The 13,355-nt window shown below is 66.3% G+C and carries 13 protein-coding genes; 7 read left to right on the forward strand and 6 right to left on the reverse strand.

What is annotated here, in order from left to right; all coding sequences use genetic code 11:
- Window positions 1-9 precede the first annotated feature (9 nt).
- Both AC1RP5_RS14285 and AC1RP5_RS14290 read right to left on the reverse strand, forming a co-directional pair.
- Window positions 10-753 (reverse strand): class I SAM-dependent methyltransferase, encoded by a 744-nt coding sequence (locus tag AC1RP5_RS14285; protein ID WP_493111512.1) that lies wholly within the window; start codon window positions 751-753, stop codon window positions 10-12.
- Window positions 750-1,694: a glycosyltransferase family 2 protein gene (locus tag AC1RP5_RS14290; protein ID WP_493111514.1), complete on the reverse strand. Its 945-nt coding sequence runs from the start codon at window positions 1,692-1,694 to the stop codon at window positions 750-752. Before AC1RP5_RS14290 ends, AC1RP5_RS14285 begins: the two co-directional genes overlap by 4 nt.
- A 102-nt stretch (window positions 1,695-1,796) precedes the next feature.
- Between AC1RP5_RS14290 and AC1RP5_RS14295 the strand changes: the two genes are divergently transcribed.
- From AC1RP5_RS14295 to AC1RP5_RS14305, 3 genes are all read left to right on the forward strand, one after another.
- The gene (locus tag AC1RP5_RS14295) at window positions 1,797-2,960 is read left to right on the forward strand and encodes an ATP phosphoribosyltransferase regulatory subunit (RefSeq protein ID WP_493111516.1); all 1,164 of its coding nucleotides are present in this window, start codon (window positions 1,797-1,799) and stop codon (window positions 2,958-2,960) included.
- Window positions 2,961-3,079: 119 nt separating this feature from the next.
- Window positions 3,080-4,372, forward strand: coding sequence for an adenylosuccinate synthase (locus AC1RP5_RS14300; RefSeq protein WP_493111518.1), 1,293 nt, complete (start codon window positions 3,080-3,082; stop codon window positions 4,370-4,372).
- A gap of 2 nt (window positions 4,373-4,374) precedes the next feature.
- A complete protein-coding gene (locus AC1RP5_RS14305) occupies window positions 4,375-4,635 on the forward strand; it encodes a hypothetical protein (RefSeq protein WP_493111519.1) in 261 nt (86 codons plus the stop codon).
- Window positions 4,636-4,757: 122 nt separating this feature from the next.
- On the opposite strand, the gene AC1RP5_RS14310 is transcribed toward AC1RP5_RS14305, so the two are convergent.
- Together AC1RP5_RS14310 and AC1RP5_RS14315 are read right to left on the reverse strand one after the other, a co-directional pair.
- Window positions 4,758-6,368 carry an ABC transporter substrate-binding protein gene (locus AC1RP5_RS14310; protein WP_493111521.1) on the reverse strand — a complete coding sequence of 537 codons (1,611 nt, stop codon included), beginning with the start codon at window positions 6,366-6,368 and terminating at the stop codon, window positions 4,758-4,760.
- A gap of 41 nt (window positions 6,369-6,409) precedes the next feature.
- On the reverse strand, window positions 6,410-7,270 hold the full coding sequence (locus AC1RP5_RS14315) for a phosphotransferase (protein ID WP_493111522.1): 861 nt from the start codon (window positions 7,268-7,270) through the stop codon (window positions 6,410-6,412).
- A gap of 103 nt (window positions 7,271-7,373) precedes the next feature.
- On the opposite strand from AC1RP5_RS14315, the gene AC1RP5_RS14320 reads away from it, so the two are divergent.
- From AC1RP5_RS14320 to AC1RP5_RS14330, 3 genes are read left to right on the forward strand one after another with little or no spacing between them, the layout of a single operon-like run.
- On the forward strand, window positions 7,374-9,047 hold the full coding sequence (locus AC1RP5_RS14320; RefSeq protein WP_493111524.1) for a thiamine pyrophosphate-binding protein: 1,674 nt from the start codon (window positions 7,374-7,376) through the stop codon (window positions 9,045-9,047).
- 12 nt (window positions 9,048-9,059) lie between these two features.
- Window positions 9,060-9,944 (forward strand): alpha/beta fold hydrolase, encoded by an 885-nt coding sequence (locus tag AC1RP5_RS14325; RefSeq protein ID WP_493111526.1) that lies wholly within the window; start codon window positions 9,060-9,062, stop codon window positions 9,942-9,944.
- Between the two features lie 53 nt (window positions 9,945-9,997).
- The gene (locus AC1RP5_RS14330; protein WP_493111528.1) at window positions 9,998-10,831 is read left to right on the forward strand and encodes an alpha/beta fold hydrolase; all 834 of its coding nucleotides are present in this window, start codon (window positions 9,998-10,000) and stop codon (window positions 10,829-10,831) included.
- Between the two features lie 123 nt (window positions 10,832-10,954).
- On the opposite strand, the gene rpoH is transcribed toward AC1RP5_RS14330, so the two are convergent.
- Together rpoH and AC1RP5_RS14340 are read right to left on the reverse strand one after the other, a co-directional pair.
- Window positions 10,955-11,878 (reverse strand): RNA polymerase sigma factor RpoH, encoded by a 924-nt coding sequence (rpoH, locus tag AC1RP5_RS14335; protein WP_493111530.1) that lies wholly within the window; start codon window positions 11,876-11,878, stop codon window positions 10,955-10,957.
- A 142-nt stretch (window positions 11,879-12,020) separates the two neighbouring features.
- Entirely contained in the window at window positions 12,021-12,992 is a 972-nt protein-coding gene (locus AC1RP5_RS14340; RefSeq protein ID WP_493111531.1) for an RluA family pseudouridine synthase, read from the reverse strand.
- A gap of 9 nt (window positions 12,993-13,001) precedes the next feature.
- Between AC1RP5_RS14340 and AC1RP5_RS14345 the strand changes: the two genes are divergently transcribed.
- The gene (locus AC1RP5_RS14345; protein ID WP_493111533.1) at window positions 13,002-13,343 is read left to right on the forward strand and encodes a DUF6476 family protein; all 342 of its coding nucleotides are present in this window, start codon (window positions 13,002-13,004) and stop codon (window positions 13,341-13,343) included.
- Window positions 13,344-13,355: the final 12 nt, after the last annotated feature.

Genomic DNA, 13,355 nt, shown 5'->3' on the forward strand with positions numbered 1-13,355 from the left:
CCATCCCTCCTAGGCCGCTTTGCGGGCCGCCACCGCATATTGCGCGCCCATGGGCAGCCATGTCAGCAGGCGATCGACACCCCGGAGGGCGGCGATGCCGGGTGGCATGAACATGAGGTAGTCAGTGTCGAGCTCGTAACGCGCGGCATCGAGCAGCCCGTGCCGCACTTCGTTGGCGTCGAGCAGGATGGCGTTGCGGTCGATCGGGGTGCGGGCGATCACGTGGCGCACCAGCGGGTTGCGGGGATTATGCTCGAAGACATAGAGCCGCCCGCCCGGCTTCAGAACGCGGCCGAGTTCAGCATAGACCGCCGGCCGGTCCTCGATCGGCACGTGATGCAGCACGGCGCTGATCATGGCGATGTCGAACTGCCCATCGGCGAAGGGCGTGCTGGCGCCCTGCTGCGGCGCCAGTTGCGGCGGCGCCCCCAGCTCGCGCGGCCAGCGCTTCTCGACCTGCTGCAACATGCCGGTCGAGATGTCACAACCAGTGAAGGACCCTTTCGCGCCGTGCCCAATCAGCACGCGCATCAGGCTGCCGACGCCGCAACCATAGTCGAGCACGGACAGCCCGCCGGTGCGCAAGCCCGGCTCGCGGCGCAGTAGCCAGCGCGCCTTCACGGCGATGAACTGGTCGGGCGAGCTGCCGAGCATGCGCTTGATCGGATTGTCGAGCCCGCCCTGGTACTCGGCGGCATAGTCGTCGAACTCAGCCGGTTCGCCCGACCAGGATTGCGGATCGGGCGCGCTCATTTCGGACCACCGACGATGTCGCGGATCATGAACAGCGGCCGTCCCTTGCTCTGGTCGTAGAGCCGGCCGAGATAGGCGCCGATGACGCCCAGCATCAGGAACTGCATGCCCCCCAGCAGGCCGACCGCGGCCATCAGCGACGTCCAGCCCGGCAGCGTGTGGCCGTTCAGCCAGCCGACGATCGAGTAGAGGAAGAAGCAGAAGCCCAATCCCGCCATGACCCAGCCGATGGTCATCGACATCATCAGCGGCACCACCGAGAAAGAGGTGATGGCGTCGGCGGCAAAGCGGACCATCTTGGCCAGAGGATACTTGCTCTCGCCGGCCACGCGCGCATGACGGTCGTAGACCAGTGGAACCTGCCGACCACCGATCCAGGCCACCATGCCGCGAATGAAGCGGTGACGCTCAGGCATGGCCAACAGCAGGTCGAGCACGCGCCGCGTCATCAACCGGAAGTCACCGGCATCGGCCGGAATTTCCACATCGGTCAGGCGACCGATCAAACGATAGAAGGCCGCGGCGGTGGCGCGCTTGAACAGGCTCTCGCCGTCGCGCTGGCGACGCTGGCCGTAGACCACGTCGGCGCCTTCGTCGACCAGCTTCATCATGTCGACCAGGAGCTCCGGCGGATCCTGCAGGTCGGCGTCGATGATCATGATGCGCTCGCCGCGGCAGACCGAGAGGCCGGCGGTCAGGGCGAGCTGGTGGCCGTGGTTGCGCATCAGGCGCACCGCCACGATGCGGGGATCCCGGGCGGCGGCTTCGGCCATGACATCCCAGGTGCGATCGCGCGAGCCGTCGTCGACCAGCACGACCTCGCTCGCGCCGCCGATCCCGTCGAGAACCGCGCAGACACGGCGCAGAAACTCGGGCAAGGCGTCCTGCTCGTTGTAGCAGGGCGCGACGACGGAAATGGCCGGGCGTGGGGCGGGACTCATGCCGGGAGCAATAACCCATGCGGAACGGGAAAACGAGCCGTCCCTCAGCCGCCTCCCCGCCCATCTCCCAATCGGGGGCGCAATGGGCTATCAAGCGGCACCATGACATCCAACGACAACGACCATCGCGGCCTGCTGCCCGCAGGCCTCGCCGACCTGCTGCCTCCCGACGCCGCACGGGAGGCGCGGGCCATCGACATCGCCATCGAGCGGTTTGCCGCCTTCGGCTACGAGCGGGTCAAGCCCCCTCTGGTAGAATTCGAGGAGTCGCTGCTGGGCGGCCCTGGCGCCGCCCTCTCGCCGCAGACCTTCCGGCTCATGGATCCGGTGTCGCAACGCATGATGGGCGTGCGTCCCGACATGACGGTCCAGGTGGCACGCATCGCCGTCACGCGGCTGAAGCACGAGCCCCGCCCCTTGCGCCTGTCCTACGGCGGCAACGTGATCCGCGTGCGCGGCAGCGCGCTCAAGCCGGAGCGCCAGTTCGCCCAGGTCGGGACTGAGCTGATCGGCGTCGACAGCGCCGAGGCCGATGCCGAGGCCGTCCTTCTGGTGGTCGATGCGCTGCGCGCGATCGGCGTTTCGGACCTGACGGTCGACCTCAACCTGCCCACGCTCGTCGCTGCGGTCGCAAGCGGACTGAAGCAACCCGAAGAAGCGATGGCCCGGCTGCGCCGCGCGCTCGACCGCAAGGACGAAGGCGGCATCGCCAAGGCGGGTGTCGACAAGAAGTCGGCCGATCTTTTCGCCGGCCTGCTGCGCGCCGCCGGCCCTGCTGACAAGGGTCTCGATCAGCTCGCCAAGCTCAAGCTGCCGGACGCCGCCGCTGCGGAAGCGGCCCGCCTCGCCGAGGTCGTGAAGCTTGTCGCTGCCGCCGAGGACGACCTGCCGCTCACCATCGATCCCGTCGAGTATCGCGGTCTCGAATACCAGACCGGCGTGTCCTTCTCGGTCTTCGCCCTCAAGGGGCGTGAGGAATTGGCACGGGGTGGCCGCTATTCCGCGGGCTATCCCGAGGACGGCGTCAGCGAGTCGGCGACTGGCTTCACCGTTTACATGGATGCCGTGCTCGCGGCTTCCGCAGCGCCGCCGGAGAGGCCGCGCCTCTACGTCGGGCTGGGAACACCATGGGCCAACGCCGCGCCCTGGCAGGCGAAGGGCTATGCCGTCGTGCGCGCTGTCGTCGCAGCCGACGAGCCGCGCACCGAGGCCAAACGCCTGCGCTGCAGCCATGCGCTGATCGACGGCGAGGCCGTTCCCCTCTGAGGATGCATTTCGCCTCGCTCGGGGCGAGGGGAAGTGCTATCCGACATCACGCCTCTCCGGAACCGGCCCCGGGGAGGCGTTTTCGTGTGTGAAGGGAACTGGCCGAAGGAAAACAGGCAATGGCCAACGTGGCAGTGATCGGCGCCCAGTGGGGCGACGAAGGCAAAGGCAAGATCGTCGATTGGCTGAGCGAGCGCGCCGAGGTCGTGGTGCGCTTCCAGGGCGGTCATAATGCCGGCCATACGCTGGTCATCGGCAACCAGACCTACAAGCTGGCGCTGTTGCCGTCGGGCGTGGTGCGCGAAGGCAAGCTCTCGATCATCGGCAACGGTGTGGTGATCGATCCGTGGCATTTCCTCGAAGAGGTGAGGAAGGTCAACGAGCAGGGCCTGTCGGTGACACCGGCCAGCCTGAAGATCGCCAACCACGCCGTGCTGATCCTGCCGCTGCACCGCGACCTCGACGGCTGGCGCGAGGACGCGCCGGGCGTCATCCGCGTCGGCACGACGCGGCGCGGCATCGGTCCCGCCTACGAAGACAAGGTCGGCCGCCGCGCCATCCGCGTCGGCGACCTCGCCGAACCGGACATGCTGCCGCTCAAGGTCAACACGCTGCTCGCGCATCACAACGCGCTGCGCCAGGGCCTCGGCCAGCCGCAGATCGACGCCGCCAAGCTGACCGCCGAGCTGCTCGAGCTGGCGCCGAAGCTCCTGCCCTTCGCGGAAGACGTCTGGGAGCGGCTCGACGGACTGCGCGCCGCCGGCAAGCGCATCCTGTTCGAAGGTGCGCAGGCCACGATGCTCGACATCGACCACGGCACCTATCCCTACGTCACCTCGTCCAACACGGTGGCGGCGCAGGCGATGATCGGCAGCGGCATGGGCAACGGCTCGGTCGGCTACGTGCTGGGCATCGCCAAGGCCTACACGACGCGCGTCGGCGATGGGCCCTTCCCCACCGAACTGACCGACGCGATCGGCCAGGGGCTGGGCGATCGCGGCAAGGAATTCGGCACCAACACCGGCCGGCGGCGGCGCTGCGGCTGGTTCGATGCGGTGATGGTGCGCCAGGCCGTGAAGCTGAACGGCATCGACGGCATCGCGCTCACCAAGCTCGACGTGCTCGATGGCGAGAAGGTCATCAAGGTCTGCGTCGGCTACGAACTGGACGGCAAGCGCATCGAGCGCTTCCCCTTCACCATGGGCGCGCAGGCCAAGCTGAAGCCGATCTGGGAAGAGTTCGAGGGCTGGAGCGAGAGCACCCAGGGTGCGCGCTCCTTCGCCGAACTGCCGGCGACCTGCATCAAGTACGTGCGGCGCGTCGAGGAACTGGTTGGTTGCCCGGTGGCGCTGCTCAGCACCAGCCCGCAGCGCGAGGACACGATCCTGATGACCGATCCGTTCCGCGACTGATCGTGGAACAGCTCAACGAACTCCTGACGCGAGCCAATCTCGGCACCTGGGACAGCTGGAGCATGCAGTATCGCGTGCTCGCGGTGGTCATCGGCCTGCTCGTCGCCTACTGGGCGCTGCAGGTGCTCCTGCCGGTCGTGTTGCGTGTCCTGCGACCGTTCATCTTCCTGGCGATCATCCTCGCCGCGGTCTGGGCCCTCTTCCCGACCGAGACCTGCTCGATCGAGATCCTGTCCAAGATCCCGATGATCTGCGCGCGTTGAGGCGGTTTATCCGTCGCCCTGAGCGAAGCGCAGCGTAGCCGAAGGGCCTCTTTTCCTCTTGGCAGAAAAGAGGTCCTTCGACTGCGCACCTGCGGTGCTCCGCTCAGGACGACGGGCGCGTCCTACTTCAAGCTCACGTTCGTCAGGTCGACGAACCAGGACTGCGCCGGCACGAAGCCCTGCACGTTCTTGCTGAAGGCGCGCGGATTGAGATCGTGCACGATGTAGAGCCACGGCGGGTTGTCGACCAGGCGCTCGTGCGCGGCCTTGAAGTTCTGCAGGATCGTGGCGTCGTCGGTCGCTTCCGCCAAGGTGGCGAGGGCGGCCTCGAACTTGTCGTCCTTCCACTGCTCGAAGTTCGAGCCGCTCGGCGAGAAATTGGCGGCGGCAAAATAGCGATACATCATGCCTACGTCGCTCGACGGCGAGCTGACGTTGAGGCCCATCGCACCGTTCAGCGACGGAGCATCGGGTGTCGCGCGGCTGGCGTTCAGCAGCACCTGCCATTCGACCGCATCGACCTGGACATCGACGCCGCAGGCCTGCTTCAGATTCTCCTGCAGCGCCTCGTTCATCGGCAGCGGAAGCATCTGGCCCGAGCCCGAGGTCGAGATCATAACCTTGAACGACAGCGGCTTCTGCGGTGTGAAGCCGGCTTCGGCCAGCAGCTTCTTGCCCTTCGCCGGATCGAACGTATAGCGGTTCTCGGGATTGCCGAATGCGGCATCCGTGGGCTTCAGCCAACCGACCGACGGCTCGGCGGTACCGTTCAGCATGGACACGATGGCGCCGCGGTCGATGCAGTAGTTCAGCGCCTGGCGCACGCGAACGTCAGCCAGCGGGCTGTTCTTGGCGGCCATATTGTAGAACCACGGCCAGACGTGCGGATACGAATTGGTCGAGATCACGTAGCCCGCCTGCTTCAGCGACGGGATGCCATCCGGCGGCGGCACCTCGATCCAGTCGACCCGACCGGAGCGCAGCGCGGCCAGGCGCGTGTTGGCCTCGGGAATCGGCAGCAAAAGGACCGCGTCGACCTTGGCCTTCTTCGCCGCGTCCCAGTACTCGTCGTTGCGGGCAAGCGACACCGATTGGCGCGGCACGACCTTGGTGATCTTGAACGGTCCGGTGCCGGCGCCGCCGGCCGCGGCCACCTTGTTCCAGTCCTTGCCGGCCTTGTCCCACTGCGTGGGCGAGGCGGTCAGGATGTAAGGCACCATCCAAGGAAAATACGAGGCGACGACCGTCGTGGTGAGCGCCACGGTGTTGTCGTCGATCTTCTTGTAGCTGGCGAGGATCGGCACGCGCGAGCGCATGATGCCGGCGGCATTCGCCTCGAACTGCGCACTGTCCTTGTTGAAGATGCGTTCGAGGTTCCAGATCACCGCGTCGGCGTTGAAGTCGGTGCCATCGTGGAATTTCACGCCCTTACGAAGATTGAAGATCCAGGTCTTCTTGTCGTCCGGCGCCTGCTTCCAGCTCTCGGCGAGGCCGGGCCGCAGGGTCGCGAGCTGATCCGACTTCGAGAGGTCGAACAGAACCAGGCCCTCGAAGATCGGGAAGCCCAGGAAGCGCATGCCCTCGAAGCCGTTGTTGGGCATGCCGGTGGTGGTCGGAATGTCCGACGCCGTCATGGCGATGCGGAGCGTCTTCTCCTGGGCCTGAGTTGCCGACAGAGGCAACAAGGATGCGGCGGCCAATGCCACGGCGAGACGGAATCGGCGAAGGCTCATGCTTATGCTCCTGAAATCTGCTCCCCAGGTGCGATATGCAATCAGCGGGCCATCAATTCCTCGAAGCGGTTGAGATAGTCCCGGGCATGCGCTTTGTAGTCCGCACCGGGGATTTGCAGGTGAGCGTCGGAAACCATGGCCCACATGGCCTCGCGCAGGGCGCTGGCCGCCTTCATGGCCTGGAAGGACCGGCGCAGGTCGGCTGAAACCTTGCCCTCGAAATAGGCATCCAGCAGTGCCGCATCTTCGGCCTCGCCGAAGGCTCCGTTGGCCGAGAGATTGGCCAGGTCGAACATGGCCGTGCCGAAGCCGCCATACTCCCAGTCGATCAGCCAGAGGCGCTGGCCGTCGTCCATCACGTTGCCGGGCAGCAGATCGTGGTGGCCGAAGATGATGGGCATCGGCACTTGCGTGGCTTCCAGCACCCGGTTCACCTCCAGGTAGCGCGGGACGTCGGCGGCGAACGGGCTGTCGGCCGCCGCGATCGTGCGTCCATAGTCGCGGATCACGTGGAAGACCGAGAAGAAATTCGGCGGACCGCTGAGATGCTGGCCGACGTCGCGGTGACATGTCTGCAGCAGCGGCGCGAGGCGATCGATGTTCGCGCGCAGGTCCGCTTCAGTGAAGGTCTGTCCTTCGATCAGGCGCATCACCAGGATGCCAGGCTCGGTATGGATCACTTCGGGCGAGAGACCGGCGGCATGCGCGGCGATCGAAGCGGCCCGTTCGCGATCGCGAAAGACGTGATGGACGGGAATGTCGTCGCCGCAGCGCACGACGAATTTTTCGCCGGCATCCTCGACCACGTAGGAAAGATTGGTCAGCCCGCCCGTCAGCGGCGCCATCGTCACCGGGCCGCGCCAGCACGGCAGCGCCGCGATCCTCTGCTCGAGGTCAGTCACGGGCTTTTCGCATCGCGGCGTGGTCTCCCAACCGTCATCCACTCGATCATTTCACGAGGCACGGCGGCACGCTACCCTCGCCGCCTTCTCAAGGAGGAAATGAATGCCCGACGCACGCGTCACCAACACCATCACCGGCCGCGACGCCTTCCTGCGGGTGCTGAGCGACGAAGGCGTCACCAAGATGTTCGGCAATCCCGGCACGACCGAACTGCCGATCATGCATGCCCTCTCCTCGGCGCCGGAGATGGGCTACGTGCTGGCCCTCCAGGAAGCCGTCGTGATCGCCATGGCCGACGGCTATGCCCGTGCCTCCGGCAAGCTGGTGTCGTGCAACGTCCACGTGGCGCCGGGCCTCGGCAACGCCATCGGCTCGATCTACACCTCGATGATGTCGGGCACGCCCATGATCGTGACCGCCGGCCAGCAGGAACAGGGCCATGGCCTCACCGAGCCCCTGCTCTACGCGCCGCTGGTGCCGATCGCCCAGCCGGTCGTGAAATGGGCCACCGAGGTCAGCCGCATCGAGGACCTGCCGCGCATCCTGCGCCGCGCCGCCAAGGTCGCCCTGACCGCGCCGACCGGCCCGGTCTTCATCTCCCTGCCGGGCGACATCCTGAACAATGAAGCCGCCATCGACATGGGCGACGTGACCCGCGTCGACACCGCCGTGCGCCCGAGCGACGCCGCGCTCGAGCAACTCGCCAAGCGCCTGCTCTCGGCCAAGAAGCCGGTCATCCTCGCCGGCCACGAGATCGCGACTTCCGATGCCTTTGCCGAGGCGGCCGAGCTTGCTGAGACTCTGGGTGCGCCGGTGCTGCAGCAGACCGTGGCCTGGGGGGCGCATTTCCCGTCCGAGCATCCCGCCTATCTGGGTGCACTGAACCGCGACCAGAAGTATGTCCGCCGCGTTCTCTCCGACTACGACCTGATGCTCTGCGTCGGCGCCGATGTGCTCAAGATGTCGGTGTGGAGCGAGACCGAGCCGCTGCCGGAGACGACGAAGGTGGCGATGATCGGCCTGCGCGACTGGGAGATGGGCAAGAACTTCCCGGCCGAGATCGCGCTGCGCGCCGACGTGAAGGAAACCCTCAAGGCGCTCATCCCGCTTCTGAAGAAGCTGGGTGGCAAGCAGCTCGCCGACCAGGCCAAGGCCTCCCTGGCCGAGATCTCCACGCGCAACTGGAGCGCCCAGCGCGCCCAGAAGGCCGCCAAGGTCGCGACGCCCACCACCACGCCGCTGCCGGCGGAATGGGTGATGATGCGCCTCAGCGACAAGCTGCCGAAGGACGCCATCGTGGTCGAGGAAGGCCTCACCAGCACGATGACCCTGCCGAGCTACTTCGCCTTCCGCGACAAGAACAGCTTCTTCGGCAATGTCAGCGGCGGCATCGGCTGGGGCATCGCCGCGGCCGTCGGCGTGCAGATCGCCGAGCCCAAGCGCCGCGTCGTGGCGGTGATCGGCGACGGCAGCGCCATGTACTCGATCTCCGCGCTGTGGAGCGCCGCCAACCAGAAGCTGCCGGTGATCTTCCTGATCACCAACAACGAGGGCTACCAGATCCTCAAGAACCGCCTGAAGCTATTCCACGGCAACGACACGCCGATCGGCATGGACTTCAACGACCCGCCGATGAACATCGCCAAGATCGCCGAGGGTTTCGGCCTTCCCGCCGAGCGGGTCGATACGGCGGAAGGCTTCGACGCCGCCCTCGACCGGGCGCTGGCGCGGACGGACGGACCGACGCTGATCGAGGCGATGGTGAAGCGGACCTAGCGGGAGGCATCGATGTCGGCCGTCAGGCACGCTTTCGTCGAGACACGCGGCTTCCCGACCCACGTCGCGGAAGCCGGCAACGGCCCGCCGCTGCTCCTGCTGCACGGCTGGCCGGAGTTCTGGGCGACCTGGGAGCCGATGTTCGAGCGGCTGGGCGATCGCTTCCGCCTGATCGCGCCCGACTTTCGCGGCTTCGGCGAAAGCGGCAACCCGACCTCCGGCCCCTCGGACCAGGCCGGACCGGACGTGCTGGCCGACGACATCGTGGCCCTGCTCGATCGCCTCGGCATCGCGAAAGCAGGCTTCGTCGGCCACGATGTCGGCGCCTATGTGATGCAGCGGCTGGCGATCCGTCACCCCGACCGGGTGGCCGGACTGTTCTTCTTCAACTGCGGCACCCATGGCGTCGGCGCGCGCTGGCGAGATCCCGCGCAAATCAACGAGATCTGGTACCAGACCTTCCACCAGATGCCGTTCGCGCCCTCCATCGTCGGCGCGTCACGCGATTCCTGCCGGGCCTACTTCCGGCATTTCCTGACGCACTGGTGCCATCGCAAGGAGGCATTCGACGGCGTGCTGGAACGCTGGGTCGACAACTTCATGCGCCCCGGCAATCTCCAGGGCGGCTTCAACTGGTACATCTCGCAGAATGCCGGGCGTTTGGCCGTCATGGCGGGCACGGCGCCCAAGCCACCCATGATCACCCAGCCCACGCGGGTCTTGTGGGGCCGGCACGATCCGGTGCTGAAGTCTTCGTGGATCGATGTCGTCGGGAACTACTTTCAGGACGTGGACGCCGGCATCGCGGAAGATGCCGGCCACTTCGTTCACTACGAGCAGCCCGATCTCGCCGCGGCGGAGATCGCAAAGTTCTTCGAGAAGATCGGTTACCGCTAGAACCGAACGGATCGCAACTTGTGGAACATCGAAAAGAAGTGAAGCCTGTACTCATGGCCGAGGGGGAACGGAGCGAGGTCCGCGCCCCTGACGGCACCCGGCTCGCCGTCTACGAATGGGGAAACCCGTCAGGACCTGAAATGGTGCTGATACACGGGTTCGCGCAGTCTCACCTTTGCTTTGAACCGCAGTTTTGCAGCACGCTCGCCAGCCACTGCCGCATTATCGCTTTCGACTTGCGCGGTCACGGCAGCTCCGCTCAGCCGGCCGATCCCGCCGCATACCGTGAAAACCGTGTTTGGGCAGACGACATCGCCGCCGTGCTGTCGGCAAAGGGTCTCGTGCGGCCTGTTCTGGTCGGATGGTCGATGGGTGGGCGAGTCATTCGCCAGTACCTGATGACCTACGGCGATGGCCGGCTGGGGGGCGTGAACTTCGTCGCCTCGCAGGTGATCGAGGAGCCGCACTTTCGCGGCCCGTCGGCCCCGAAACCGCTGCCGGAAGAATTGTCACTCGCGGGCGAGATCGAAGCGGCCATCGCCTTCCTCGATGGCTGCTACGGTCGCAAGCCCGATGAGCACTCGTTTCGAAAAGCGTTGGCCTACAACATGAAGGTGCCGGCGGCCGTACGCCGGGCTATCCGCGGCTGGTCGACCGACGCCACCGCAACGCGCGCTTCGCTCGCAAAGCTCCAGGTACCTGTTCTGGTCACGCACGGCCGCGCGGACACGGTGGTGTTGCCGGCCGCCGCGGAAGCGGTCGCATCGATCGTGCCGCATGCGACACTGTCGTGGTTCGAAGACTGCGGCCACTCGCCCTTCTGCGAAGATGCTCCACGCTTCAACCGTGAACTGCTGGCTTTCGTGGCGTCCTGCCAAGAAGCGTGAGTACCGGAGACTCTGTACGGCCCACCTCGGGGGACGTGCGTAACAGCCCAAACGAAACCGGCCGTCGCAGCGGAGGCTGGACGGCCGGTGGAAGCTATGTGGAGGGGCTCACGCCCTTTCCGGTTACCGCGCCGCGGCCGGCTGAGTGGACGGCCGCGCCGCCGCCTCGACGACCATGTTCTTCATGGCCTTCTGCAGCTTGTCGAAGGCGCGCACCTCGATCTGGCGCACGCGCTCGCGGCTGATGCCGTACTTGGCCGACAGGTCCTCGAGCGTCTTCGGCTCGTCGACCAGGCGACGCTCCACGATGATGTGACGCTCGCGGTCGGTGAGCTGCTTCAGGGCACCGGCCAGCATGTGCTTGCGCTGGCCGAGTTCCTGGCTCTCGCCGAGTCGGGCTTCCTGGTTGGGCGCATCGTCGACCAGCCAGTCCTGCCACTCCATGTCGCCCTCGGCCTTCACCGGGGCGTTGAGCGACGAGTCCGGACCGGAGAGGCGGCGGTTCATGTTCACCACCTCCTCCTCAGGCACGCCGAGGCGGGTGGCGATCTTGGTCACCTGCTCGGGCGTCAGGTCGCCTTCCTCGATGGCCTGCATCTGGCCTTTGAGCTTGCGCAGGTTGAAGAACAGCTTCTTCTGCGCCGCCGTGGTGCCCATCTTCACGAGCGACCAGCTGTGCAGGATGTATTCCTGGATCGAGGCGCGGATCCACCACATGGCATAAGTGGCCAGGCGGAAGCCGCGATCCGGGTCGAAGCGCTTCACCGCCTGCATCATGCCGACGTTGCCCTCGGAAATGAGCTCGGCGACCGGCAGGCCGTAGCCGCGATAGCCCATGGCGATCTTGGCGACGAGGCGCAGATGGCTGGTGACGAGGCGATGCGCGGCTTTCGAATCGCCGTGCTCGCGCCAGCGCTTGGCCAGCATGAATTCTTCCTGGGGCTCCAGCAGGGGAAACTTCCGGATGTCCGACAGGTATCGGCTGAGATTGCCCTCCGGCGTCAGGGATGACGGCAGGGAGGGAAGATTTGCGGTGGCTGTACTCATGGCTACTCCCCCTTTCGTACGCGGGAACGCCGGTGAACGAGCATTTAGCACTCTCGTCCCCCGACTGCTAAATCCGACTGTAGAAGTCGGAATGGCCCCGGGTCAATATAAATCCTACTAATCCCCTCGGGTATTGGGGGCTTTACTTAACGCTGTTCAGCGTTCCCACCAACTTCAGAAAGTCCTGAGGCAATTCTGTGGCGAACCTCATGTCTTTCCCCGTGATTGGGTGCCGAAAACCGAGCACAGATGCGTGAAGCGCCTGCCTTGGGAAGCTTCTCAACGCCTCCGGGGCACTGCCGTTGCGGGATTTGCGGCCGTAGACCGGATCCCCGACCACCGGACAACCGAGATGAGCCATATGGACGCGCACCTGGTGGGTCCGGCCGGTGCCCAGCTTGGCGCCGACCAGGCTGGCGATCGGCGCGATCGGCTGGCCGAAACGCTTCTCCAGCCAGTACTCGGTGAAAGCGGCCCGTCCCCCGCTCTTGCGGACCGCCATGCGCTTGCGGTCCACAGGGTGCCGTCCCAGCGCCGCCTCGACCGTCCCACGCTCGGGTCGGGGCGCTCCCCAGACCAGCGCCTTGTAGATCCGCTCCAGGTCGTGGGCGGCGAACAGCTTGGACAGGGCGTGATGGGTGCGGTCGTTCTTGGCCGCCACCATGACGCCCGACGTGTCCTTGTCGAGCCGGTGGACAATACCCGGCCGCCGGACGCCACCGATGCCCGAGAGGCTGTCGCCGCAATGGGCCAGCAGCGCGTTCACCAGCGTGCGGTCGGGATTGCCCGGCGCGGGATGGACGACCATGCCCGCGGGCTTGTTCAGGACCAGCAGGTCGGCGTCCTCGAACAGGACCTCCAGCGCCATGTCCTGCGCCACCGGCACCGCCGGTTCGGGCTCGGGAATATCGACGACGAAGACCTCGCCGCTTTTGACCTTGCGGGACGGCTCTTCTATCGTCCGCCCTCCCGCCAGCGCCACGCGGCGACCCTCGATCAACGCCTTCACGCGGCTGCGCGTGAGGGCGGGCAAGGCAGCAGCCAGCGCGCGGTCCAGCCGTTCGCCGGCGGCGCTCTCGTCGAAGGTCACGGTGTGGCGACCGGCGTCGCTCATGGAGTTTTCTTGGCGTCCTCTACTCAGGCCTCTACACCGCTCTGGCTCAAGGTGCTGGTGATTGGAATGGGCCTGCTGATCGTGGTGGGCTTTGTCGTCGCCGTGGCCGAGATCGCCCGGCGCATCTCTACGCCCAACGCCGCCCGTTCGCCAGCATCGGCCTCCGGCGAAGGTTTTGCCGAACGAATCGCCCTGCCCTCCGGCGCCCGCGTCGTCTCGATGAACGCCGTCGGCGACCGCCTCGTGGTGCATGTCGAGTCCCAGGGCGGGCCGTCCGCCGCCTATGTCGTCGATCCGCGCAGCGGCACGCTGCTGGGCAAGATCGAATTTCCGCCGGGAGCCGGCCGCTAGGCAGCCCTCCAC

The sequence above is a fragment of the Reyranella sp. GW821-FHT12G01 genome (assembly GCF_058806575.1).